Source organism: Nitrospira sp. Nam74 (assembly GCF_965152615.1).
Window position 1 is genome coordinate 1,058,658 of sequence record NZ_OZ224220.1, and the last position, 25,266, is coordinate 1,083,923.

Genomic DNA, 25,266 nt, shown 5'->3' on the forward strand with positions numbered 1-25,266 from the left:
TCGTATAAGTAAAGATGCGGCTTCCTATTCGTTGTTGAAAGGGCCGATTCCGTAGGCTCTGCAGGACGAAGGAATGACTCATGGCACAACGCGAACGCCCCTCCTGGCCCATTCCAATCGGGTTGATTGTCGCCATTGCGGCCGGCTTCTTGATCTATCAGTCCCCATTGCAAAGTTCACGTCCGAGCTCGACTGAGTCGCAACACCCACGGGCGCTCGGCGAGGAGCAGGTTCGCGCCCGCCTGTGGCAGGATCCGCTCGCAGCGGCAGAAGAGCATGCGCGTGCCGAATCGTCACAGGGCAAAACCTTCGAATTTCGTGTTGAAGGCGGCACCCTGAAGGCGTCCGAGAAGCGGACCGAAACAAACCATCATCATCCAGTCAAGGCCCTGACGGATGACATCGCACAAGTTATCAAGAAGCCGCCTGGCCACGTGACCGTCTTGTTCATCATGATTCCAGGCGGCCCATATGTTGAGGGCACGGAGACTCGTATCCGGACGCGCTATGCCGTAGTCTCGGCACTCGGCGTAGCATGCTTTGTTCCTGAAGACGCTGAACACATCGGATATGTGAATTGGACACCCCGTCCATCCGTGCCGACCGCCATTCCGTATGACAAGCTGGTCGTGCCGTATGAATGGTATCGACCGCGGAAGTTTCAGCAGTGCAGGGAAACGACCGAGCAGCCGCACAACATTCTGGTCATGTGGCTGAACGAAGATGCGTTTTCAGAGGAGCCACTTCAGCGCTTATCCTGGTTGACATCTGACGTAAAGGGGCAACTCAACGGTGCCACCATTACATTTAAGACAATCGGTCCGGCCTCCTCGACCACGTTGCGCGGGATGCTGGAAGATGCGATCGCGCATCCGGCGCCGCGAGATGTTGTCCCGCGCATGCCGCTCTATTCGCCCTGGGCCACGGCCAACCCCGGTCTCCTGGCGTTGAGCTTACAGGATAAACTCGGTTCCGCTCCTCAGCCCAAAGAGCCCCAGAGCTACGCGGAGTTTGAACGGCAATTCACGACGATCCTTAATAAGGTCGTCGATGTCCGGCAGCACATCGGCCACGATGATGAATTGGCTATGGCTCTTCTGAAAGAACTGAATCGAAGGGGGATAGAAGTAGGCCAGGACCACATTGCCTGGCTCGCCGAATGGGATAGCTTCTACAGTCGCGCGTTACAAGTGGAGTTCTCAGCCGCAGCGTGCGTCGAAGCGGAACGGATTCGACCGCCTGCAAAAAGCATCTGTCCGGACATGCCGACCGCTCTGGACGCGGTGGTGACAGAGGACCGCAGTTCTCAGTCGGGCCGCTCGTGGCTGCATCATTACAGTTATCTGCGAGGGTTGGACGGCGAAATTCCGGGCGAGCCAACAAGCCGCGAGTCATCCAGTCAGGCAGGGAAAAGCAAGTCGAAGGAAGGAGACAACGACATACAGGCGAGCGTCAAAGAGCTGGAGCGACCGGAAGGACACGCCCAGCTCGACTACGTACATCGACTGGTTGCCCGATTAGAGGCGGATGCGGCGCTTTGGGAGGGCAGCGGCAAGGAGTTGAAGGCCATCGGAGTGCTGGGCAGCGATGTGTACGACAAGCTGCTCATCCTGCAGGCGGTGCGGAAGCGGTTCCCTTACGCGATCTTCTTCACCACCGATCTCGACGCCCGGCTTCTTCATCCCAGCCAGTACGATTGGACGCGGAATCTAATTATCGCGTCGCATTTCGGTTTGCAGTTGCATCCGGCCCTGCAGTACGACATTCCGTCCTTTCGAGACGGCTATCAAACGTCCGTTTTTTTCTCTGTATTGACCGCGGTCGGCTATCTCACCTCCACGGCACCATCGTCGGGCGACTATCGACGAGGACAGTATGCATTTTCGACAGGTGCCGTTCCGAGAATCTATGAAGTCGGTCGGACACAGGCCGTTGATCTTACCCCCGATCCAGTTCATGCGGTGGCGGCTTCGGAGTGTGAGAATACCAACCACACCGAACAACAACTGAAGGGAAGCATTCATCCTCCGCGCGAAGCGTTTTCACTATGGTATGAAACCGGCTGCGCAGGCTGGGCCGATAGTCTCCACAATCTTCGATATAACCATGCCATGTGGGCCGTCATCGCAGTGTTCTTGGCATGCGTGCTGCTGATCCCATTCGATGTTTCGCTGGCGAAGGCTGCGTTTGGAGGCGCATTCCTGCTCATCGTGATGTTGCTCGTATTCTGGCGCCTGTCACTCGACCCGGAAGGTGAGCCATTCTACTGGCTTGAAGGAGTGAGCATTTGGCCGACGGAGCTCCTCCGAATGATCGCCGCCGGACTGAGCATAGTCTTTGTGCTCAAAGCCGTTCGTGCGTTACGGCGAAACTATGAGCAACTGACGCGGCGCGTCTCACAGCAGACGGCTCAGAACAGTCAGCATGGCATGGAGACGACGGCATCGGAGGCCAGTTGGCGAGACTGGATCAGACCGGGCGCCTGGGGCATCTACTACAGTTGCCACCACACCACTCTCATGTCGTTGTGGGACGAGTACAGACGATTCAGCGAATTTCAGGCTCAATGGCGCCGAGTGGTTCCGCAAGTGCTGCTGTATGGCTTCTTTGGAATGGTCTTATTGTTGGGCGTCTTTACGCCTCCTCATACACCATTCCGGGGATCGGTCAGTGCGGTGGCGGATCGACTGATTGTATTCCTCGGCGTCTTGTCATTCCTCGCCCTGATCTTTTTTGTCGTCGATGAGACACGGCTGTGTGAGCAATTCATCCGGCGGCTCACGGCTCTGTGCTGTGGAAACAGTAGGCCGGTTGCGGAGCCCCAACTCATTCGCTTTTCGATCGATCTCATCGCGGAACGCACGAAGGTGGTCGGCCGACTGATCGATTACCCGTTCATCGTGCTCTTGATCTTGATTGTAGGGCGGATGCGGTTGTTCGATAACTGGGATATCCCTGTCGGGCTCGTTCTGCTGTGGGGGCTCAGCGCAGGGTATGCGATTGTCTGCGCCATTTTATTGGGCCGTGCAGCCGAACACTTGAGGCAGGCGGCGATCACACGCCTGGTGGTCACACGAGATGAGGCAAGGCAAGCGGGGAAGACCGATGATGTGGAGCAGATCAGCCGCGTCATGGGCGAGATCTCCGAAGAGGGCAGTGGCGCATTTGCTCCATGGACTCAGCATCCGATTTTTCGTGCCGTCCTATTTCCCACCAGCGGGCTTGGCCTTGCGTCCTTACTGGAATATTTCTCCTTCCGCTAATCAGGCCGCATTCAAGCCGACTGTTATAAGTCTCCATCGCATACCAGTCTTTTTTTCGGTATGGAGGATGTGCTTGAGGTGGCGGTGTCGCCTGTCGGTATGATAGGTGTTTTCTTATGGCCACGCGCGTCCTGCTCATGATTCCGCCACTCACCCAGCTCAATACGCCATACCCGTCGACGGCGTATCTCACCGGCTTTTTGAAATCCCGCGGATATGTCCTGGGACAAGGCTCCGTCTCGGCGGAGCCGGGGTGGGAGGGTGAGATTAGACAAGGCTCCGTCTCGGCGGAGCCAGGGTGGGAGGGTGAGATTAGACAAGGCTCCGTCTCGGCGGAGCCAGGGTGGGAGGGTGAGATCAGACAAGGCTCCGTCTCGACGCAGTCGGGTCGGGCGCGTGCGATCAGACAAGAATCGATCCAGTCAACGTCGGAGTCGGTAGATGTTGTCGCGCAAGCCGATGTCGGCATCGAAATGGTTCTGGCGGTATTCTCCCGGGCAGGATTGAGCCGAATATTTGAAGAGATTCGTCGCATGCCTGACGTCCCGGGAGAAGCCCTGCAGATGTTATCGTTGGAACGGGCGTATCTCGATACTATCGACCCCGTGATCGGATTTCTCCAAGGCCGGGATGCGGCCTTGGCTCCGTTGATTTGCCAAGGGAAGTTCCTTCCGAGGGGGCCACGGTTCTCGCCCGTCGACATCGCATCACGTCACTCGTCCGCCACAACGGACATGGCGAAACATCTGGCCACACTATATCTCGAGGACCTTGCCGATCTTATCAAGCATACCGTCTCACCATATTTTGCTTTGAGCCGGTATGCGGAACAGGTCGGCACGTCCGCGAGCTCCTTTGATGCCGTCGCGCGTGCGCTGGAGCAGCCGCTGAGCCTTCCCGATCAATTCATGCTGGATGCCTGCTGGAAGCACATGACGGCCGTCGATCCCACGGTCGTCGGATTGACGGTTCCATTCCCGGGGAATTTGTATGGGGCGTTTCGAATTGCTCAATCAATCAAGTCCAGACGCCCGGATACGACGATCGTGCTTGGCGGCGGCTATGCGAATACGGAATTGCGACGACTCACCGATCCCCGGGTGTTTGAGCTGGTCGATTATGTGACGCTGGATGATGGTGAGCGTCCACTGCTGTGCATCCTGGAGCATGTCGCCGGCAAGCGAAATGACACAGACTTGAAGCGCACGTTCATGCGATCGGCCGGCCAGGTCGTCTTTCGGAACGGCGCACGGGAGCCGGATTTCGGGATGGCGGAGGTTGGCACTCCTACGTACGCGGGCCTCAACCTCGATCAGTATCTCTCGATTCTCGATACCCTGAATCCGATGCATCGCCTCTGGTCCGACGGGCATTGGAACAAGCTCACCGTGGCGCATGGGTGCTACTGGAAACAATGCACATTCTGTGATGTCGGCCTGGATTACATCGGACGCTATGAAGCCTCGCCCAGCGAACTCTTGGCGGATCGCATTGAAACACTGATTGCAGAAACCGGTCGCCGCGGGTTTCATTTTGTCGATGAAGCCGCTCCACCGGCCGGTCTCAAAGCGCTCGCCTTGGCCTTACTTGAGCGCGGGGTCTCGGTGAGTTGGTGGGGCAATATTAGGTTCGAAGAAGCCTTTAGTGCGGACTTGTGTCGGCTCCTGGCTGCCTCCGGATGCATTGCGGTCACCGCGGGATTGGAAGTGGCGTCCGATCGTCTCTTGGCTATCATGAAGAAGGGCATTACGGTCGAGCAGACGGCACGGGTGGCTGCCACGTTTCAGGCGGCCGGTATTCTGGTCCATGCCTATTTGATGTATGGATTTCCCGGGGAAACTATTGCTGAGACAGTGGAAAGCCTCGAACGGGTCCGGCAATTCTTCGCGCGGGATCTTCTCCAATCAGCCTTCTGGCACCGATTTACCGCGACGGCTCATAGTCCGGTGGGGCTGAATCCGGTCGCGCACGGCATTCGCATCACGGGTCCGACGTTCGGCGGCTTCGCCGAAAACGATCTGACGCACGAGGATCCCGTCGGGGAGGTGCCGGACTGGCTCGGCGAGGGTCTGAGAAAAGCCCTGTTTTCTTATAAGGAACGGGACGGCCTCCATACGGACGTGCGACAGTGGTTCGATCATCCGGTGCCTCGACCTAAGATTCCATGTGATTGGGTCACGTCGGTGGTCCGTGAGCTAGACGAATCGCCCATCGAGGCGGTGCGCATGCTTGGGGTATCGACCAAGGGACAGTCTTACGCGGAGCGCCGATCCGTGTGGATCGGCGGCACGCCGGTAGTTGAGAAGAACGGGCGCTCTCATCACGTGATTCTTCCTAATCGAACGGCAGACGTCACATTGCGATTGCCCGCCGACAAGGCCCATTGGCTTGTTGACCTGATCCGAGCGGCGACGCCCATGGCGGGGAAGCGCGGCGAGGGGTATCCGGTCCTAAAAGACATGCAGGCCGGTTATCCTGGCGGATCTCGCCAGTTCGATGCATGGCTCCGATCAACGGCCTGGAAAAAGACGCGCGAGATTGGCCTCTTATTGGTGTGACACCTTAGCGGCGACAAGCAGACCGGAAAAATTGTCACCCCCTTCGTTTAGGGACAATCACCGCCTGTCGCGTGAATTGCCTCGTGACTCCAGCATCATAGCGATATCCTGCCTGCCTTGTTGACTTCCTGACGTTCCGCCGACCCTACGGTCGGCTTTACACCACCATGTATTATTGCGTACGGGCCTCATGACAGTCGTGATTTGCCAAGCACTTACGTGTTGAGCATGAAGATTGCCAGGAGAAGATGAGGGGATCGACACATTCAGGAGGTGGTCTATGGCGAACAGACTGTTGATGACGAGCGCGCTCATGGCAGTGATCGTCGGCGCGTCCTCTCCATCGTGGGCCGTTCCTATCGTGGAACAAGGAAGCGGCGCAAATCCGGCAGTGATTCAAGGTACCGTCGATGCGTTTCGGGCCGACCTGGGCAATCCACTCAATCCGAACGTCGCGGGCTCGTTCCCTAGCGGTCGACGCGAGATCAACTGGGACGGGGTTCCGAACAACTTTGCAGCTCCGAATAATTTGCCCCCGGACTTCTTTAATGTAAATTCACCGCGCGGGACCGTCTTCTCCACCCCCGGCACGGCTGTTCAGGTCAGTGCGAACGCCGGTGTCGCTCCCGTGCGGTTCGACAATATCAATCCAACGTATTCCTCAATGTTCCAAACCTTTAGCCCTCAACGGCTCTTTACTGCAGTGGGCAGTAATATCGTCGATGTGAACTTCTTTGTACCAGGCAGCACGACTCCAGCCACCGTGAGTGGGTTTGGTTCCGTCTTTACCGATGTGGATCAGGCCAATACGACCTCCATTCAGTACTTCAATGCGAACGGCACCTCCCTCGGCACATTTTTCGCGCCGACTGCGAATAACGGCCTCTCATTTCTCGGGGTCTCCCGATTTGATGAGGGCATTGCGCGGGTTCGCATTACCACTGGGAATAGTGCATTAGGCCCAAGCGAACTCGCCGGGACCCCCATCGATGTGGTCGTCATGGACGACTTCCTCTACGGCGAGCCACAGGCTATCGTTCCAGAGCCGTCTTCACTCCTGCTACTGGTGACGGGCTTGAGTGGATTGGCCTGGATCAGGAAGAAAACCGGAAGCCTGAGGGTCTAACGAACGCTCGACCTCTCGGCACAAAGAGCTGACTCAAAAAAGGAGCCGCGTAAGGCGGCTCCTTGTCTTTGATGTCCCGTCGAGAATCGATTACTTGTTTGGTTGCGGGGTTACACGCAGGTAGGGCTTCACCGCTTTCCAGCCTTTCGGGAATAAATTCTTGGCATCGGCGTCGGACACGGCCGGCGTGATGATGCAATCTTCGCCGTGCTTCCAGTTGGCGGGGGTGGCAACCTTGTACTGAGCCGTCAGCTGCAACGAGTCCATGACCCTCAGCAGTTCATCGAAGTTGCGTCCAGTCGACGCCGGATACGTCAGCATCAGCTTGATTTTCTTGTCCGGGCCGATCATATAGACCGAGCGAACCGTCATATTGTCCAGGGCGTTCGGATGGATCATGTCGTAGAGCTGTGCGACCTTTTTTTCCGGATCGGCAATAATCGGATAGGACACCGTACAGTTCTGCGTCTCGTTGATATCCTTGATCCAGCCCTTATGCGAGTCGACCGGATCGACGCTGATCGCGAGGACCTTCACATTCCGCCTCTTGAACTCGGGCATAATCCTCGCCATGGTACCCAGTTCTGTCGTGCAGACCGGGGTAAAGTCCTTGGGATGCGAGAACAGAATGCCCCATCCATTGCCAAGCCATTCGTGAAAATTAATGGTACCTTCCGTCGTTTCTGCCGTAAAATTCGGCGCTTCATCCCCTAATCGTAGTGCCATGGCTTGCCTCCTTGTGCAATTGATCTGCTGTGCCCAGAGAAATTATCGTTAAACTACTCCTTCCACGGATCGCTGTGCAAGACCGGACACTCCTTCTTTGCCTCCTCACGAATAGCGCCATCCTCGAGGACGTTGCCAAAAAGCCATCTCGGTCGGTCTTACGAAGTCTCCCCCTGTAGTTTGACATTTTACGTGGAATCCCAATTTCTTTGTCCAGTGAAAAGGGCTCGATAATGAAGGCCGGCCATTGTGATGTTCGCCGTTATTCGCTATGCTTCGCCACCATCGTTCAGTCCGATCTTCTCGCAGCTGCCTTCTTCGTTCGTCAATCTAATTAAATACTCTAAGGCTATCGGTCGACGACACGTGTAATCAACACTGACATTAGCTAGGTGATCACAGATGCGAGATACAGTTAGCGCCACGTCACAGCGGGAAGCGACCGCGGAACTTCCAGCTTCCACGGCTTCCGTGCCGGCTCATCCGGAGACCGTCCTCAGGACGATTCTGGGTTCAGTGGCAACCGCCGTTCATTCAGAGCGGTATGCAGAAGCCGCGACGGCCTGTGTGACGGCACTGGCGGGCCAATGCGCCTGCGATCGCGTGAGCCTCGGCATGGTGAAGCAGGGGGCCGTGTCTGTTCAGGCCCTCTCTCATAGCGCCCGCTTCGATCGTAAGACGGATCTCCTTCAAGCGATCGGATCGGCGATGGAAGAAGCGCTGGATCAACGGGCATCCGTGGTGTTCCCGCCGAGGCCGGGTCATGCGATGCAGATTACGCAGGCTCATCAGGAACTCGCCAACCGTTACGGAAGCCGGGCAATCTGCTCGGTCCCTCTCCAGGCGCATGGCAAGACGATCGGCGTGCTCACGTTCGAGCGTGGGAATGAGCGGCCCTTCGATGAGCAGACCCTGGCCGTGTGCGAGGCCCTGGGCGGTTTGACCGGCCCCGTTCTTGAGCTGAAACGCCGTGATGACCGATGGCTGGTCGCGAAAACCTGGGATGCCGGTCGTGAACAGCTCGCGGCTCTGCTCGGGCCCGGGCATCTGGTTCTCAAGATGGCGGCTGTAGCTGTGGTGACGACCATCATTGGATTAGCGACCATCACGGGCGACTTTCGGGTGACGGCGAAAGCCGTGCTAGAAGGCGAAGTTCAGCGGGCCGCGGTGGCGCCGTTTCAAGGATTTCTGCAGACCGCGCCTGTTCGCGCAGGTGATGTCGTGCATGATGGCCAGGTATTGGCCACTTTACAGGACCACGATCTTCGGTTGGAACGACTGAAGCATTTGAGTCACCGTGAGGAACTCACGAATCAATATCGGAAGGCACTCGCCGACCGGGACGCCCCCAAGGTCGAAATTGCCGCAGCGCAGCTTCGCCAAGTGAATGCGGAACTGGACCTGGCGACCGATAAACTCGCCCGCACGCAGATCGTCGCCCCGTTCGACGGGGTCGTCGTCACGGGTGATTGGAGTCAACACCTTGGCGCACCCGTCGAAGAAGGAAAAGTCTTGTTCGAGATCGCCCCCCTGGATACGTACCGGATTGTCCTGCAAGTGGACGAGCGGGATATCGCCCCGGTCGCGGTAGGCCAACAAGGGCATTTGATGTTATCGGCCATGCCGGGCGAGACGATTCCCTTCACGCTCGACAAAATTACACCGGTCTCCACGCCGAAAGACGGACGGAATTTCTTCCGAGTGGAGGCCAGGCTGGCCACACCATCATCGCAATTGCGGCCCGCAATGGAAGGGGTCGGCAAAGTCGACATTGATCAGCGCCGGCTTATTTGGATCTGGACGCGCGAGGCCTTCGATTGGGTACGTCTGAAGCTGTGGGCATGGTTGCCGTAGGAGGATACGATGGCTGACGATCTCTTCAGCGCATCCTGGTATCGAGTGGAGCGGCTCAAGCCTCGTCTTCGTGGCCACGTGCGCCTTCAGCGTCACCAGTATCGTGGTCAGGTCTGGTACGTCCTGCATGATCTCTCCACCGATCGGTTTCATCGTTTTGCGTCCTCTGCTCATGTGGTGATCGGCCTCATGAACGGACAGCGGACGATCCATGAGATCTGGGAAGCGGCGAATGCACAACTCGGAGACGACGGGCCTACGCAGGATGAGGTCATTCATCTCATCAGCCAACTGCATGCCGCCGATGTCCTTATGATCGACAACATGACGCCGAATACCGCCGAGCTGGCGCGGCGCGCCGCTCAACAAGCCCGCCGCAAGCACACCTCGGCATGGATGAACCTGTTCGCCTTTCGTATCCCGCTCTGGGATCCCGATCGGTTCCTGAGCCGGATCGTCCCGTTCATACGCCCATTCCTGGGGCGGACCGCGGGCGCGATCTGGATGTTGGTGGTGGGGATGGGTGTGCTGATGGCGGCGATGCATTGGACGGATCTGACGCAGGATTTTTTCGATCAGGCGCTGGCTCCCCAAAACCTTGTCCTGCTGTGGCTCCTGTTTCCCGTCCTGAAGCTGGCCCATGAGATGGGCCATGGCATCGTTACAAAGGCGTTTGGCGGAGAGGTCCATGAACTCGGCATGATGCTCATGGTGTTCACGCCGGTGCCCTACGTCGAAGCGTCGGCGGCCTGGTCATTTCAAGACAAATGGAGGCGGATTCTCGTCGGCGCGGCCGGTATGATGGTGGAACTGTTTCTCGCATCGATTGCCCTTGTCATCTGGCTGCACACGGAACCTGGCCGCGCCCATCTGCTCGCCTATAACACGATTCTGATCGCCGGCGCGTCCACCGTTCTCTTCAACGCGAACCCGCTGCTTCGATTCGACGGCTACTACATGCTGATGGATTTTCTTGAAATCCCGAACCTCAAGCAGCGCGCGAACCGGTATTTCGAGTACCTGAGCGAGCGGTATGTGCTGGCCCAACGAGACGCGCAGTTACCGATTGCCACCACTGGAGAACGGGTATGGTTCGTTTTGTACGGCGTCGCCTCAGCCGCGTACCGCGTCCTCGTGGTCGTCGGGATTCTGTTGTTTCTTGGAGACCAATTCCCGTTGGTCGCGCTGCTGTTTGCCGGGTTGACAGCCGTCACCATGATTTTCAGGCCGCTCGGCAAAGGCATCATGTTTCTCTTTTCCAACCCGCGGCTTCGCCTGGTGCGGGTTCGAGCGGTGGCCACGGTCGCACTCCTTCTCATGGTGGTTATCGGGACCGTGGGATTTGTTCCGATGCCGTTCCATACGATGGCCGAAGGTATTGTCTGGTTGCCGGAGGATGCGTTCGTGCGTGCGGGCGTGGATGGATTTGTCGATCGGGTGATCGTGCAGCCCGGGGGGCGTGTGCAACCCGGCGATGTGCTGGTGACCTGCCGCAACTCCGAGTTGTCCACTCGTCTCCGCGTGCTCAATGCGCAGCTCCAAGAATTGGAGGCGCGTCGCCGGGAGCAGGCGCCGACCGATCGGGTGAAAACCGAAATGCTGGAGGAAGAGATCCGATACACGACTAAAGCCCGTGATGAAGCACAGACGCGCGTGAATCGGTTGGTCATCCGCAGTCAGCGAAACGGCACGTTTGTGGCCCCAACCGCTCAGGACTTGCCCGGTCGCTTCCTCCATCAAGGCGATCTCGTCGCGCATGTCGTGGATGTCGACACGCTCACCGTTCGGGCCATCGTGGATCAATGGGACATCGATCTGGTACGAAACCATCTTCAGGAAGTGCAGGTTCGGTTGGCTGAACGAATCGGAGATATCATCTCCGCCCAACTTGAACGCGTTGCCCCCGCGGCCGTTAAAGAATTGCCGAGTGCCGCGTTAGGAGCCGACGGAGGCGGTCAGCTTCCTATGGATCCGAAGGATGAGAAGGGCCTCACCGCTATGCAGCGGGTATTTCTCGTGGACCTGATCATGGCGGATGATGCCCATGTCATCAATGCCGGCGGCCGTGTGCACGTGAGGTTTGCGCATGAGCCGCTTCCATTTGCGGAACAATGGAGCCGGTATTTGCGCCAACTTTTCCTGACCCGGTTCAACGTGTAGCAGGATGCTTCAAAAGGTCGCCAGCGTTGTTCTCGGGTCGCTCAAAGCCCTCAACGTACCAGAAGCGTACGCCTCCGGTTTTCGCTCGCTGCGGCCGCGCGACATGACCTTGTTGAACTCCTGCAGGTAGGCTGTCGGTTCGGGCCTGGTTAGAGAACAGCAGACGGAGTTTGAACATTCTGTTGTACAGAGAAGAAGTTGACATGAACTTTTTAAACATCCTCTTTCAAGGACAGATCTCGTGGTGATATCCGGTGTGGGATATGCTGAACGTCTGCTGCCGCACGTCGGCAAGCTGGAGGAATGGGCGGGCCGGGCCATTGGGCCGCTGGCTCGGCGATTCCGAGCCGCCATTTTCCGCCGTGACGAGTTCGTACGATGTGTCGCTGCCGAGGGCAAACAATATGTTCGCATGAAGGATGGCGACTTGAAATCTACGGCTCAGGCATTACGACCCATGCTGATCCGCTCCGGCTTCCGCCAGGACCTTGTGGCCAGGACCTTTGCCTTAATACGGGAAGTCGCGCACCGCGCGATCGGCCAACGGCATTTCGATGTGCAACTGTTGGGCGGGTGGGTTTTACTCAACGGTCGGGTGGCGGAGATGGACACGGGAGAGGGGAAGACGCTGACGGCGACATTACCGGCTGGTACGGCGGCGCTTGCCGGTCTGCCGGTCCATATCGTGACCGTCAACGATTATCTAGCGACCCGCGATGCGGAGGCGATGGCGCCGGTGTATGGGGCCTTGGGATTGACCGTCGGCGTCGTGAAGCAAGGGATGGATCCGGATGCTCGCCGGGCGGCCTACGCCTGTGACGTGACCTATTGCACGAACAAAGAGTTGGTGTTCGATTATCTCAAAGACCGACTCGTCGTGGGGCAGATGCCCAGCCAGACCCATCTTCAATTAGAGCGTTTACATAATCCCGAGACGCCTCAGCGTCTGCTGTTGCGGGGACTCCATTATGCCATCGTGGATGAAGCCGATAGCGTCTTGGTGGACGAAGCGCGAACGCCCTTGATCATCGCACAACGCGGCAATGAAGCCATGGAGCAGGCGGTCTATGAAGAGGCGCTGAAATTGGCAAGCCGTCTTACCGAAGGCGAGGACTTTGTGGTGGACCAGGCTGAGCGTAGCGTGCGATTGACCGCAAAGGGCGAAGCGAGACTCCGAGAGTCGGCGGAGTCGTGTGGCGGACTCTGGAAGGGACGCAAGCGACGCGAATACCTCGTTCAACAAGCGCTGACGGCGCAACATCTCTTTCATCGCGAGCAGCATTATCTCGTTCAGGATGATGCTGTGCGAATTATCGACGAGTATACCGGGCGCGTCATGCCGGATCGCAACTGGGAGCGCGGACTTCATCAGATGATCGAAGTCAAAGAGGGCTGTCCGTTGGGTCAACGTCAGGAAACGCTTGCACGGATCAGCTACCAACGATTCTTTCGGCGGTACCTGCGACTGGCCGGCATGACCGGAACAGCCAAGGAAGTGGGGGGAGAACTGTGGTCGGTCTACCGGCTCGGTGTTGTGCGCATTCCGACCAACCGGCCTGTCCAAAGACGCCGCATTCCGGATCAGATTCACGCCACCGCCGGTGCGAAATGGGACGCCGTCATTCGCGCGGTGACGGAGGCGCGTCAGCACGGGCGCTCCGTGCTGGTCGGCACCAGAACGGTCGCGGCCTCCGATCACTTGAGCCGCCTTCTTACTCGGCATGGCGTTCCGCATCGGGTGCTCAATGCGCGACAGGACGGCGAGGAAGCGGCCATCATTGCGGAAGCCGGGGAGCCGGGCCGCATGACAGTCGCCACCAATATGGCTGGTCGCGGGACCGATGTGCGGCTGGGGACGGGTGTTGCGAAGGCGGGCGGGCTCCATGTCATTGCCACCGAACGCCACGATGCACGCCGTATCGACAGACAGCTCTTTGGCCGGTGCGGCCGGCAAGGCGATCCGGGTACGTACCAAGCGATCCTTTCGTTGGAAGATGAGCTGATCATGGCGCAGACGGGTCCTTTCTTGCGATGGTTCTCACGGTCGGTGTCCTCCGTCGGAGGTCCGGCTCCTCGGTGGATCGGACGGGTGTTGTTCTGGTGGACACAGCACCGTGCCGAACGAACGCATGCACGCATGCGCGTCGCCGTGTTGAAAATGGACGAACACCTAAATACGGCGCTGGCGTTCGCCGGGCGGCCGGAATAGGAGGAACAGCGTGACTAATCGGTGGATGTACACAGTCGGACTCGGGATGTTCGGGATGTCGCTGCTGTTGCCGAGACCGGCAATATCGGCGGCGGAGGGCAACTGCCTGATTCATCCCTATGTGGTGATTACAGTGACGACTCCGGTCGGCGGCATACTCGAGACCGTCACCGTGGACCGCGGCGATCTGGTCAAAGAAGGCCAGATTGTGGCGACCCTTGATACGAGTGTGGAGCGCGCGACCGGCGCGGTGGCGCACGCCCAGGCGGAACTGTCCAACCGGCGGTTGGCCGACCTTGAGCTGCAACGCACCACTGCCGAAGTCAATATGCGAACGATCCGCAGTCCTATTAACGGCGTGGTTGTCGAACGCTTCATGTCGCCGGGCGAGTATCCGAAGCAAGAAAAGATCCTCAAGCTGGCCCAGCTTCATCCGCTGCGGGTCGAAGCCTATGTCCCTATTTCGATGCTGGGGAAAATCACGGTAGGGATGGAAGTGCAAGTGAAACCCGAGGAGCCGGTGGGCGGCACTCATAAAGCCAAGGTGACGGTGGTCGATCACGTCGTCGATGCCGGGAGTGGAACATTGGGCATCAGGATGGAACTACCGAATCCGGATCTACGGATCCCTGCAGGGCTCAAGTGCACCGTTCGGTTTCCTCAGAAGCAAGAGAAGAATGGGGCGGCAACGGATTCAACCTCAACCAACAAGGATAGATAGCCGGCATGAGACAGCGCATATGGCGGTGGGCATGGTCCCAATGTGTGATATGGATGGCGGTCGTTGCAGTCAGTCCCGTCAATGCCGGGAGCGACTTGTCGTGTGTGGTGAAGCCGCGCGTCATCGTGGCGGTCGGAAGTCCCATCCCGGGGCTACTGACGCAGCTTTCAGTGGATCAAGGAGATCTGGTGAAAGAAGGACAGGTGTTGGCGAACATAGAATCGAGTCTTGAACAGGCGGAAGTGGATGTCGCCAAAGCGAAAGTCGAGATGGAGGCGGCGATCACAAGCACGCAAGTGAAAGCCGAGTTCAGTCGCCGCAAGGCAGGGCGCGCACGAAACCTGACGAGCAGCTCCGCCATTGCGTCGAACGAGTTCGATGAAGCGGAGACCGAGCAGCGGGTAACGGAGGCCGCTCATCTTGAGGCGTTGGAAAATAAAGTCTTGGCCCAGCGGCAACTGGTGCGGGCGGAAGCGGCTCTGGCATTGCGGACCATCCGGAGCCCTATCACTGGGGTGGTGATTGAGCGGTACGTGGCGCCCGGCGAACTCGTTAAGGATAAGCCGATCTTACAGATCGCTCAGCTCGATCCGCTTCAAGTCGAAGTGTTAGCCCCTGTGTCCTTGCTCGGGAAGTTTACCGTCGGCATGCCGATCGACCTGAAGATGGACCATACGAAGCCGGGTATGCATCGGGCCCACGTGACGGTCATCAATCCGATTGTGGACAGTGCGAGCGGTACCTTTCGCGTGCGTCTGGAGCTTCCCAATCCGCAATACCGCATTCCGGCCGGTGTGGCGTGTACGGCACGCATTGCGCCGCAATAGCTACGGAATGTTCAACAAGGCCTCCAGCTTCGTTCCCACTCGTTCAGAGCCTCGGACGTACTGACTAGAGTGCGTCCCGGCTCCTCGTTCACTGCGGCCTTGCTGGATCTCCTTTTTAAACATCCCGCTGCGCGACATTGCGACGCGCTGCGCAGTCGGATTGCGGTAGCGGCAATAGCGCATTCAGTGATTTCCTCCTCTCAGTAAAGGGTATCTGAATGAATAGAACAACTCTGATACTAGCCATACTCTGTGCAACATGTGCTGTAGCTCTTCAAGTCGAGACAAGTCGCGCCGCTTCTCCGCTCGACCCTACGACGCTGCCTCCCACTGAGCTGCGGCTGTCACTGAAGGGGGCGATGGAGGCGGCACTGGATAACAATCCCGACGTCCGGTTGTACAAAGAGAAAATTGAGGCCGCACGAGCGGCCAGCTCCACGCAATTCGGAGCATTGTTGCCCAATGTGAATGGGGCCGGGCAAATCACGCACCAAACCGTGTATCTCGGAAAATTCGGGTTGACCCCGATGCGAACGAATCCATTCGAGGTGTATGACGCACGGGTCTCTATGACGCAATCCCTCTTCAGCTTAAGCCTCATTCAGCGATGGAAGGCGTCCCGTGAGGCACTGAAAGTAGCGGAGCTCGAGTCCGAGACGACCAAGTCTGATACCATGGGAACTGTTGGCTTGCTGTATGTGGAAGCGTTGCGGGCCGATGCTCTGGTGAAGGCGCATGAATCGAATCTGCAACTGTTCACGGAACTGATTCAATTAGCCCGCGACCGTCGAGGTGGCGGTATGGGCACGGGCTTGGATACGGCTCGTCTGCAGGCTCAACTCGAGAATGAACGCCAGCAATTGGCGACTGCACGCTATGAGGTGGAACGCGTGCATTTGAATATCATCAATGCCCTCGGCCTTCCCTTTGAGGTCCGGCTCGTGTTGACTGATAGCCTCAAAACCGAGGTCGATGCGGTTCCTTCTATTCAGGATGCCGTGACGACGGCACTGGCGGACCGTATGGAAGTAAAAGCCCAAGCGCAACGTATCAAGACGGCTTCGATCGGACTCGATTCGACGAAGAGCGAGCGGTTGCCATCGATTCAGGCACAAGGAGATTATGGGCGAATCGGCAATCGTATGGATACGACGATCGACACGTATAATATCGGGGCATTTCTCTCCGTCCCTTTGTTTGACGGGGGACAGCGTCAGGGGCGTATACAAGAAGGCCGCAGCCAGGTCAGACAGGAAATGATACGTCTTCAGAACGTGTCGAACCATGTGACCCTGGAGGTGCGAGAAGCGCTCGTCACCCTCGCGTCAGCGCAGGAACAGTTACGCATCGCCAAGTCGGGGATGGAAGCTGCACTCACCGAGTTGGCCTTGGCCCGCGAGCGCTTCGCCGTGCTCAGCTCCAGCAGCAATCTGGAAGTCACCAATGCGCTCTTTTCGGTGAGCCGGGGGCGTGAAAATACGGTGGATGCAATGTTTCGTCTCAATCAAGCGCGTATCAACCTCGCTCGTGCCTTAGGACAGCTGGACCGCGTGTCGTAATCAATTCAGCTCATTCACGAAATGGTCTTCCGATCGACACACAAAGGCCGGTCGTCTGTGTCGGACGACCGGCCTTTGTATTCTCTTCCGATGGCCTCGGAGGCCATGTCCTGAATCGTGGGTCTACCGAGTCGTCCAGTCCATAGCGAGCATCTCGGCCACGGTAAATGACCTCTCAGCGGTCGTGGGTGGCGGCGGAGTGTTGGTCACGGGCTCTGGCGCGACGGGCGCCACGGGGATCACAGGCGCAGGAGGTACTGTATCGGGTACTACGACCTGCGAAATGACCGGCGCTGGAGGCGTTGTCGGCAAGACAGTCTCATTAGAGGGAAACGAAAGGGCAAGCATTTCTGCGACGGTCTTGCTTTCCGATGCGGCCGGTAATGGCGAAGTCGCTATGGGCGCCGGCGCAGGCTCAACACTGACCGGTGTCGGGTTGACCACCGGCGCAGGCTGTACCATCGGCGTCGGCTCAACCGCCGGCGCCGGCGCTGTGCTCACCGGCGTGGCGGCCGGAACAGGTGCCGCCGGGGTCGCCACTACATTCGATGCCACAGTGGAAACGGGGACGAGAATCAGCGCCTCGGCATTGCGAATTTGCACACTGTTCGTCACCGGCCCCAGCGTCGCGTCTTCCTTCAGTTGACGGTAGTTGCCGTTCAGCTGGACTGTCACGGCGCTCCTGTCTCCGTAGTCCGTGCTCGACCATTGGTCCATGGGACGAAAGAGAACTTTCGCATTGGTATAGGACCGTGAGAAGACCGTGTACGGAGCCCCATCGCTCGGCGAGGTGCCGCTCTGGGCCTCAGTCATTCCACCAGTCGGTTCACCGACATCGAATTGATAGGCGCTATACCAATGGCTTGCGTCGCCAGGAATATCATTCGTCATATAACTTGGCAATGTCAGGTCGAAATAGCTGTGTCCACTACTTCCTGCCGGCTCCTTGGTCAAATAGTAAAAGGATAATCTCCACATATCATTGCGCGCTTCGCCCGATCCATAGCTTCCGGATGTGTAATTCGCCGGTTGGAAATTCCATTTGCCGGTGATAACCGCGTGTCCCCCATTCGCCGTGACGCGCTGCGTCAGGTCATACAGACTCCACACACTATCCGCGCCGCGCAAGGAGTCCGGTGCGATCAAATTTTCCGTCTGAAATCCGCCGATGGCGATCGCTTGCTCTCGGGACATCGGGTCGTAGGCAAAGTTCGTTGCCTGATTGAGAATTCCCCACTTGCCGGCCGCCGCTAAGTCGCCATGAAGCTGTGTCATCCAACTGAGCAAATCCGCGCCATACGCCGCATCTAATCGCGGATCGCCGGGCCGCAAGCCGCCATACTCTTGAATGCCGCCGCCGGAGTTAATGATCGTTTGAAATCCAATCTTGAAGGTGTCCGAGAATCCCGATCCGTGCGCATCGAGAAAGACGCCCGCTTCACCACCGACTAAGTTGAGTATTCTGTTGCTATCGTATGCACGGAGGTTGGGATCTTTGATATTGAATGGCCAATGCTTGTTGACCCACACTGCCGCTTCGAATCGGCCTCCGGTGGGAATGGTGTAGTCCGCGAGGACGTTACCATTGATATCTTTCAACGTGACCGAGGTGGGTTCACTCACGTGAAGAAAGGAGGACTCGGGCAGTCCGCTCACTTCGTTTTGGTATTGATAGAGATCCAGAGCGTACACCCAGGATTGAATCGTGGGATTGTACTGCCGAAAGTGTCCGACTGTGTCTTGGCTTTCCGTCAGATCGACCCGATTTGCGAACCATTGTACCGTGCTTTCCGTCCGCGACGGGTTTGCAGGACTACCCCAGGAGCTCTCGTGATACGAGCGCCCGAAGTCTGCAACCCGCAGATGCGGCAAATGCGGGCTGCCGGACTTGATGTCCTGAACAACGGCTATTGCTTGAGTGGCATTGACTACGCTAACTGTGGCTGCGGCGTCAATATTTTGGGTGACAGGAACCACAGGTGCTGCCGTCGCGAGATCCGCGCTGAGCAGGACTCGGGCTTCGAGCGATTCCAGAGCAAATGGCGAGGCCTTGTGGACACGAGTCCGGCGCGTCGCGTGGCCCTCCGACCTCTCAGGCGTCGGGGCACCATACCGGGTTTGATACCACGTTCGAATCCTCTTAAGAGAACGTGCCTTCGCCATTACCCTATCCCTCCTTGTCTTGTTATGTGTACACCAGCGATCGGGGCTGAGGTGGAAGTTCACTGATGCGACACGCAACGTATAGCTCGGCCCCCTTCAACGCAAGAACGGATAATAACTTAGGCGTATACACGTGTTATGGTTTGGCTATCGAAATGATCAGCAAAAACATCTGATCAGGCCTGCAGTTAAGCGCAATACAGCCGTCATGTGGGTAATGATCGCATGTCCGTTGGACGGAAAGGGAAAAGCGAATCATGATTTGTACAAGAGCGAGGCCGCTTTATCTGCCCTCGCGGTAAGGCGCGGCCGGCTTAGCCCGGTCTTCATGAACGCCTGCTGCTACAGTGGATGCTCTCACGCCGCACGGGGCTCTTCTCTCTCGGTCTCCTCGACAGACCGCAAGACGTCTGCGTCGCTCTCATAGTGGCCCCCGCGGCCTTTGGACTCAGCTGTGGGCGATGACAATGCTGAATATTCAGGCTAGGCACTACCGCCTCGTTACGATACAGTAGCCCTACCGATGGATGAACATCACGAACAGGGACGGCTGCCGGGACGATCTCCTGACCCTGCTCCTCGGTGGGCTGAATCCGGCGCGCCGGGTTCAAAATGGCCACGCTATTCATCCCGGGCGTTCCCTGCGTATCGCTTCATCCCGGGGGTCACGCCCCATCCCCGCCGGCATCCTGACGGGCATTCTTATGGCCATGCTGAACCAGCTCTTTCAGCCGTGGCTCCGGATCAATGGCAGACCAATGACGCGTACCTCTACGGCGTGGATCTCTATAACTTTGACTTTTGGTGGGAGTGTCATGAAGTATTCGAAGGCTTTTGGCGCGGGGCACGGAAAACAGAGCAAGGCTGCTTCTTCCAAGCGCTCATTCAGGTTGCGGCCGCTAACTTAAAGCTATGTATGGGCAGTCCTGCATCAGCCGGCCGGCTGAGTTTGGCAGCCTTCGAACGCTTTCAGCCTCTCCCTCATATCTACATGGGAATCGATGTCAGACGTTTTGAGCGGGACATGCGGGCGTACATCGCCGGTTCACGTGACACGCCGGCCCGCATCCGATTACTGACCTCTGCCGACTAGCTGCGGCATTAACGGCTGGATGTGCTACGCTCGCTAGGTTGATACAAACCAGTCTCTGACCAGAGGATCGGATAAGGAGCACGGGAAATGGACACAGTGACATATCCGCGAAGCCCCAAAGTACTCCTGGGCGGCCTCGCACATTTGGGCCGATTAATCGACAAGATCCGCCTGCGCCACGCCGGCCAGATTCAGGACTATAACTATCTGATGGCGGGATTCGACAAGTATTTGCTGGACCTGTTAGGTCTCACTGGTGAAGTCTTGGAACGTCGTGTCCTGCAAGGCGGGACCGACGATGACATTGTGCTTTGGGTGAAAAGTCACGCCCGTCCTTTGAGCGATGAAGACATTCGGCAGTGGAACGACCGGATTGTTACAAGCGGTCCGCAAGACGACGCAGCCTGCCAACGTTTTCAGGGACGGTTGCGCGAGGTTGCGGCGAAGCGGGGCGTGACGGTGGATGCGCTGCCGGCGGTCGCAACATGGGCCGACGTGATCGAGCTGGACGAAGGCCGATTGTAGTTTGACTCTGCGCGCTCCTATTTGCTACAGTTCACGACTCACCGAGGGGTCCCCATCGTCTAGCCTGGCCTAGGACGTCGGCCTTTCAAGCCGGCAACACGGGTTCAAATCCCGTTGGGGACACCATTTTCAACGGACCCGCCAAATTCAGCCAGGAGCGACAGATAACTGTCGTCCCGGTTATTCAATACCCTCGCTGATTTCCCTCTCTTACTGCCTCACAGTGTAGCGGTTGATTAATCCGTGTTTTGAGAAGCCATCTGGCCCTCGACATCTGCCTGCCTAGCAAGGCCTGCGTATCCGCAACACGCGCTTTGAGATCGCGTTGGGCCGGGCTTCATTAAGGTCCGAAAGGCCATCGGCCGAGGAAAGCCACTCCAGTTCGATGATCAGTTGCTGCCTCCTAGGCTCCTCAGCACTCAGACCTTCCCGGATAGCGGGATCCTTATTTCCATCGCTCTCATCATCGACAGCTCCCGTTCGCCGGTCCAGCTTACCTCCTTTCCCAGCTCGAAGTTGAACCAGCGCTTTGTCTGCCGCAATCTTGAGCATGTGTGGAGACGACGGCAAGACGTGCGCCTCTGCATGGCGACATATTAAGATCGCGAAATGCGGCCAGTGCCAAAGCGAGCAAGAGATTAAAGAGACCTGACCCGGAATACGTCGTCCCGGAGAAACATCAATGTCCAAGGACTTGTGCGTGCAGTCACTTTCCTTCAGGGTTATCACGGACACTAGAAAGAGCGTTGAGGAAATTGTGAAAGTGAAGGTAGTAAGGATAAGTCTAAAAACAGGGATAGATAATTTCCGTTTTGCCCGCCCTCCAATCCAGGATCGCGTCCGATACTGCGGTCCGACAATTGAGCTCCGCCAAATATCATCGTAATGAAGAGAACCATCCGGTTGATCCGCTTTTCAACGCTCGCCTGTCCAAGTCTAAGTCTTGCATTTTCAATTCCCCATAATGCTCATGCGGTGAAAATCCAGGCGTACAAGGTCCATTCTGCAGTGCCGATGCTCAAGATGGCCATGTTCAAGGAATAGGTGCCGCCATAATGTCTTTCCGCGCCGGAACTGTGTCGCGAAGTCATGGAGGACTCCTGGCAGCGGGCGTCAGGGATCGACTGGGCTCCAGCGAATCCGAATCAGTATCCCATATCCGTTGCGAGCAGCAGTCCACAAGCCCTAGCTCAAAAGCAGCACCTAAGAGCCTGCCACAGTATTAGCTCTATTCAAATTATGCTATCTATGTGGCTCACGCGCTGAGTGTGATCCACCGGAGGTCCATATGAACCATGGGGAATTCTCAGGCACACCAAACGCAAATTGGCTTACTGAAGATGAGATCGATGACCGAGGCATGCGGCTGCTCGATGACTTCTGGTTTGTTGAGGCCGACGGGGAACAATGGGATGCACCGAAAGGCTCTGTAGTTGACGGCACTTCTATTCCCCGTGCTTTGTGGTCGTTAGTTGGGCCACCGTACACTGGTGATTATCGACGTGCTTCAGTCGTGCACGATGTCGCGTGCGTCGCAGCTGGAAACAATTCGGAGAAACGTTTGGCCGCCGACCGTATGTTTTATCATGCGTGTCGTGCAGGGGGCTGCTCGATCTATCAGTCGATCCTCTTATATGTTGGGGTGCGAATCGGGGCGGCGGTACCTAATGTGAAGCAATGGAGAACCGCGGATTCCGCAGTGAAGGATGGTGCCCGGCTCCATCAGACGGAAGATGAAGAACGACTGGTGCGCGACTATCAGCGAATATCCGAGCACGTATTAGCTAGGAGGGGAGTCCGATGATCCAAAGGAGTTAGAGCGGCGCATGAATAAGGCGCTAGAGGTCGTGGTTGGCCTGAAATTGCCCAAGGTGGGCAAAGGTCGAAAGCATCGTCGCTAAAAGGGACATCTTCACACATGCGCGATGTTAATTTATAGCGTCCCGGGTCGATGTGATCATGTCTCTGCAGGTGCGGGTTCATGCCGAACGACGCCATGGGATTGAGCATGATCGCTTCTCTATGCGCATTGGGACCTGGATGGCGATACGCCTCCCGGATACGTGGATCTTACCCTTTGAGGGGGACATTTCTTTTTCCGATCCGCCGTGTGGTATCGGGCGCAAGGACCTCATTTTGCCGTAGTCCGGCCTTCTGTAGGCATCCGTCTTGTGGTTCTGCCTCCCTCATACTCAACTCCATCAAGCTAAAATTTCTTGCATGGTCTGAAAACTCATGCTGTTGAGCGATAGGAGAGAAGAGCAGAGGATATAATTGGGCAGTCTGTCAGGCTACGGAAAGTTGAGAGAAGACTTCCGAGGCAGTCGACTTACTTGGGCGAGCCTACACTCGTCATCTCACCGATTGAACGGTCACGATGAGCCGAGGATCGAGTTGCTTTATTTCAGCGTTTCGGGGGCCGGTCATCGGCGACGCCGGATTTTTTTGAATGACTGCAAGCTTGATCAGAGTCTCCTGGATAGTAAACCGCGGTCGGCTGTACAACTCTTCGAGGGTTTCGATACATTGTCCATCCAGCAGCGCGCGTTTGTCCGGGTCTTCTAAAATGCTTTTGAGGGCAGGTCGAAGATAGACCGTAAAGGGATTCTGGCTCAAGCCCTTCTCTCGCAGGTTTTCCTGCAGGCTGTCTAACTCACCATTGCCTTTATATGCGCTCAGTTTGTATTCCAGCTCCTTCAAACTTCGGCGAACTTCCGCGAGGACTTGCGAGTACTTCTCGGCGTACGGAGGACGTCTTCCAGGTAAGCGTTGTCCTCCGTCAAGCGCTGCAGTCTTGAGAATCTTTGCCTTCGCCCACCATAGGGGTCACCTTCCTTCCCAAAGGGTTTCGCTATCTCACCATGAGCGAGGTCCATTGGATACGGATTTTCATCCGATGCCCGTCTTCGCATAGATCCGGCTCACGATGAAGGCGGAGCAGTTTTTCGTGTCTCATAAGCACAGAACGATTTTGGAAACGTGGCCTGCTGCTCGTTTCAGTCCCGAAGAAGTGTTTCCCATTGGTTGTCTACGGCCTGCAGATACGTATTCGACACGGCCGACCGTAAGTCGGCAAATTGGGGATTGCTCGTGAACCAAGCTGCCAGCCTTGCTAATGAGGAGCCCTGAGCAGGCGTCGACAGAAAGAGAACCGCCCGCACAAGCCGAAGTTGTTCCACCTTGCTCTCCCTGTTCAGATCAACCAGCATCCGTTTGATTATCAGGCCACCCATGCTATGGGCGATAAAGTAAATCTGCTTGAACCGATCAAAGAGGCCGCCATCTTGAAATTGCTGCAGTAGCCGCGTCGCATTTTCTTCTATCGTCGACGCTCGGCCGAGGAAAGGACTGGGATAACTCACTACAAATACATCGAACCGGCCGAAATCCGGATCTTCTGTAAGAAGCGTTGGCCAATACGCCCCGCTATGCCTGTTGAACCATGTCTTCTCGGGATCCCCGGTGATGCCGTGGATAAATACGACGAGATGGTCTTGGTCGGTTGACTTAATAAAGCGAGATACCTTCGGGCGGTTTGCTGCCCTAAAGCATGAAAGAGGGGAGGTCGATTCCATATTGCATCTATTCTCCCCGGGTGAATGGATTCTCGAATTTGGCGATCGTATTCTGTTTAGGCGACCTTTCGCGAGCGTTTTCCGGACTTCACGCGGACCTTCTTTTTTCCTTCAGCGGCCGGCGCGGCTGTCCTGTCTTCGCTCGCCAGGCTTTGCTTCAGCGCCGTCATTAAGTCCAAGACTTTCCCACGGGTGGGAACTGGCTTCGGCGTGACAAGTGTCTGGTCCTGCTGTTTTTGTTTAATCAATGCGAGAACCCGCTCTCGATACGTATCGTGATAGCGGCTAGGATCCCAGGTCTTATTCTGAAGATGGTGAATCAGTTGGGTGGCGAGCTGCAGCTCACGCTGGCTGGCCTCTTGCCCTTCCGGCACCTCATCAAAGGCTCGAACCTCGTCGGCGTAATACAAGACATGGAGCAGGAGTCGATCATCGCTCATGGGGCGGACCATCACCAGTTCTTCTTTCCCTCGCTGCACAAATTGTGCAATGGCGGCCTGATCTTCCTGATGCATCGCCTGCGCGAGCAACCGATAGGGTTTATCACCGCCTTTGTCGGGACCCAGATAATACGTCTTATGGAAATAGACGGGATCTACGGCTTTCACTGGCACGAATTCTTGGATCTCGACATTCCTATTCGCTTCCGCCTCCAGCGACTCTAATTCCTCATCCGCAATCTCTACATACTTACCTTTACTGACCTCAAAGCCTTTCACCAGTTCGTCGCGAGAGACCGGCTTCTCTTCCGTTTGGCAGACCGGTTGTTCACGGATCCTCGACCCGTCTTTCTTGTGTAACAAATGAAACGAGACCGATTGAGAATGCGCGGCCGTATAGAGCTTCACCGGTATGGTGACCAGTCCGAACGACAATGAGGCGGACTGCAAGGCTCGCGGCATAGCAA

19 protein-coding genes and 1 tRNA gene are annotated in these 25,266 nt (G+C 57.0%); 14 read left to right on the top strand and 6 right to left on the bottom strand.

Annotated elements, in window-relative coordinates; translation table 11 throughout:
- The first annotated feature begins 80 nt into the window (after window positions 1-80).
- The 3 genes from ACWHYZ_RS05135 to ACWHYZ_RS05145 all read left to right on the top strand — a co-directional run bounded on the left by ACWHYZ_RS05135 (window position 81) and on the right by ACWHYZ_RS05145 (window position 6,947).
- Window positions 81-3,263 carry a hypothetical protein gene (locus ACWHYZ_RS05135; RefSeq protein ID WP_447986213.1) on the top strand — a complete coding sequence of 1,061 codons (3,183 nt, stop codon included), beginning with the start codon at window positions 81-83 and terminating at the stop codon, window positions 3,261-3,263.
- Window positions 3,264-3,379: 116 nt separating this feature from the next.
- Complete coding sequence (locus tag ACWHYZ_RS05140; protein WP_447986214.1) at window positions 3,380-5,821, top strand: B12-binding domain-containing radical SAM protein; 2,442 nt, start codon at window positions 3,380-3,382, stop codon at window positions 5,819-5,821.
- Window positions 5,822-6,101: 280 nt separating this feature from the next.
- Window positions 6,102-6,947, top strand: coding sequence for a PEP-CTERM sorting domain-containing protein (locus tag ACWHYZ_RS05145; protein ID WP_447986215.1), 846 nt, complete (start codon window positions 6,102-6,104; stop codon window positions 6,945-6,947).
- 90 nt (window positions 6,948-7,037) lie between these two features.
- On the opposite strand, the gene ACWHYZ_RS05150 is transcribed toward ACWHYZ_RS05145, so the two are convergent.
- Window positions 7,038-7,673 (bottom strand): peroxiredoxin, encoded by a 636-nt coding sequence (locus ACWHYZ_RS05150; RefSeq protein WP_447986216.1) that lies wholly within the window; start codon window positions 7,671-7,673, stop codon window positions 7,038-7,040.
- 402 nt (window positions 7,674-8,075) lie between these two features.
- Here ACWHYZ_RS05150 and ACWHYZ_RS05155 point away from each other — a divergent pair, with 402 nt between their 5' ends.
- The 5 genes from ACWHYZ_RS05155 (at window position 8,076) to ACWHYZ_RS05175 (ending at window position 15,444) form a co-directional block, all read left to right on the top strand.
- The gene (locus ACWHYZ_RS05155; RefSeq protein WP_447986217.1) at window positions 8,076-9,527 is read left to right on the top strand and encodes an HlyD family efflux transporter periplasmic adaptor subunit; all 1,452 of its coding nucleotides are present in this window, start codon (window positions 8,076-8,078) and stop codon (window positions 9,525-9,527) included.
- A gap of 9 nt (window positions 9,528-9,536) precedes the next feature.
- Window positions 9,537-11,687 carry an HlyD family efflux transporter periplasmic adaptor subunit gene (locus tag ACWHYZ_RS05160; protein WP_447986218.1) on the top strand — a complete coding sequence of 717 codons (2,151 nt, stop codon included), beginning with the start codon at window positions 9,537-9,539 and terminating at the stop codon, window positions 11,685-11,687.
- Window positions 11,688-11,928: 241 nt separating this feature from the next.
- The gene (locus tag ACWHYZ_RS05165) at window positions 11,929-13,896 is read left to right on the top strand and encodes a preprotein translocase subunit SecA (RefSeq protein ID WP_447986219.1); all 1,968 of its coding nucleotides are present in this window, start codon (window positions 11,929-11,931) and stop codon (window positions 13,894-13,896) included.
- A gap of 10 nt (window positions 13,897-13,906) precedes the next feature.
- On the top strand, window positions 13,907-14,617 hold the full coding sequence (locus ACWHYZ_RS05170) for an efflux RND transporter periplasmic adaptor subunit (protein ID WP_447986220.1): 711 nt from the start codon (window positions 13,907-13,909) through the stop codon (window positions 14,615-14,617).
- A gap of 5 nt (window positions 14,618-14,622) precedes the next feature.
- Window positions 14,623-15,444 carry an efflux RND transporter periplasmic adaptor subunit gene (locus ACWHYZ_RS05175; protein WP_447986221.1) on the top strand — a complete coding sequence of 274 codons (822 nt, stop codon included), beginning with the start codon at window positions 14,623-14,625 and terminating at the stop codon, window positions 15,442-15,444.
- Here ACWHYZ_RS05175 and ACWHYZ_RS05180 read toward each other — a convergent pair whose 3' ends face one another.
- Window positions 15,445-15,627, bottom strand: coding sequence for a hypothetical protein (locus ACWHYZ_RS05180; RefSeq protein ID WP_447986222.1), 183 nt, complete (start codon window positions 15,625-15,627; stop codon window positions 15,445-15,447). It lies immediately after the preceding gene.
- 176 nt (window positions 15,628-15,803) lie between these two features.
- Between ACWHYZ_RS05180 and ACWHYZ_RS05185 the strand changes: the two genes are divergently transcribed.
- Window positions 15,804-17,003: a TolC family protein gene (locus tag ACWHYZ_RS05185; protein WP_447986223.1), complete on the top strand. Its 1,200-nt coding sequence runs from the start codon at window positions 15,804-15,806 to the stop codon at window positions 17,001-17,003.
- 123 nt (window positions 17,004-17,126) lie between these two features.
- Here ACWHYZ_RS05185 and ACWHYZ_RS05190 read toward each other — a convergent pair whose 3' ends face one another.
- The gene (locus tag ACWHYZ_RS05190) at window positions 17,127-19,166 is read right to left on the bottom strand and encodes an LEPR-XLL domain-containing protein (RefSeq protein WP_447986224.1); all 2,040 of its coding nucleotides are present in this window, start codon (window positions 19,164-19,166) and stop codon (window positions 17,127-17,129) included.
- A 523-nt stretch (window positions 19,167-19,689) separates the two neighbouring features.
- Here ACWHYZ_RS05190 and ACWHYZ_RS05195 point away from each other — a divergent pair.
- The 5 genes from ACWHYZ_RS05195 (at window position 19,690) to ACWHYZ_RS05215 (ending at window position 22,929) form a co-directional block, all read left to right on the top strand.
- Window positions 19,690-20,259 (top strand): DUF309 domain-containing protein, encoded by a 570-nt coding sequence (locus ACWHYZ_RS05195; RefSeq protein ID WP_447986225.1) that lies wholly within the window; start codon window positions 19,690-19,692, stop codon window positions 20,257-20,259.
- Between the two features lie 87 nt (window positions 20,260-20,346).
- Window positions 20,347-20,784, top strand: coding sequence for a DUF5069 domain-containing protein (locus tag ACWHYZ_RS05200; protein ID WP_447986226.1), 438 nt, complete (start codon window positions 20,347-20,349; stop codon window positions 20,782-20,784).
- A gap of 48 nt (window positions 20,785-20,832) precedes the next feature.
- A tRNA-Glu gene (locus ACWHYZ_RS05205) sits at window positions 20,833-20,910 on the top strand.
- A 1,162-nt stretch (window positions 20,911-22,072) separates the two neighbouring features.
- On the top strand, window positions 22,073-22,588 hold the full coding sequence (locus tag ACWHYZ_RS05210) for a DUF1353 domain-containing protein (RefSeq protein ID WP_447986227.1): 516 nt from the start codon (window positions 22,073-22,075) through the stop codon (window positions 22,586-22,588).
- Between the two features lie 155 nt (window positions 22,589-22,743).
- On the top strand, window positions 22,744-22,929 hold the full coding sequence (locus ACWHYZ_RS05215) for a hypothetical protein (protein WP_447986228.1): 186 nt from the start codon (window positions 22,744-22,746) through the stop codon (window positions 22,927-22,929).
- Between the two features lie 207 nt (window positions 22,930-23,136).
- Here ACWHYZ_RS05215 and ACWHYZ_RS05220 read toward each other — a convergent pair whose 3' ends face one another.
- The 3 genes from ACWHYZ_RS05220 to ku form a co-directional block, all read right to left on the bottom strand.
- Window positions 23,137-23,484 carry a hypothetical protein gene (locus ACWHYZ_RS05220; RefSeq protein WP_447986229.1) on the bottom strand — a complete coding sequence of 116 codons (348 nt, stop codon included), beginning with the start codon at window positions 23,482-23,484 and terminating at the stop codon, window positions 23,137-23,139.
- 296 nt (window positions 23,485-23,780) lie between these two features.
- A complete protein-coding gene (locus ACWHYZ_RS05225; RefSeq protein ID WP_447986230.1) occupies window positions 23,781-24,359 on the bottom strand; it encodes an esterase/lipase family protein in 579 nt (192 codons plus the stop codon).
- A 56-nt stretch (window positions 24,360-24,415) separates the two neighbouring features.
- Entirely contained in the window at window positions 24,416-25,261 is an 846-nt protein-coding gene (gene ku, locus ACWHYZ_RS05230; RefSeq protein WP_447986231.1) for a non-homologous end joining protein Ku, read from the bottom strand.
- Window positions 25,262-25,266: the final 5 nt, after the last annotated feature.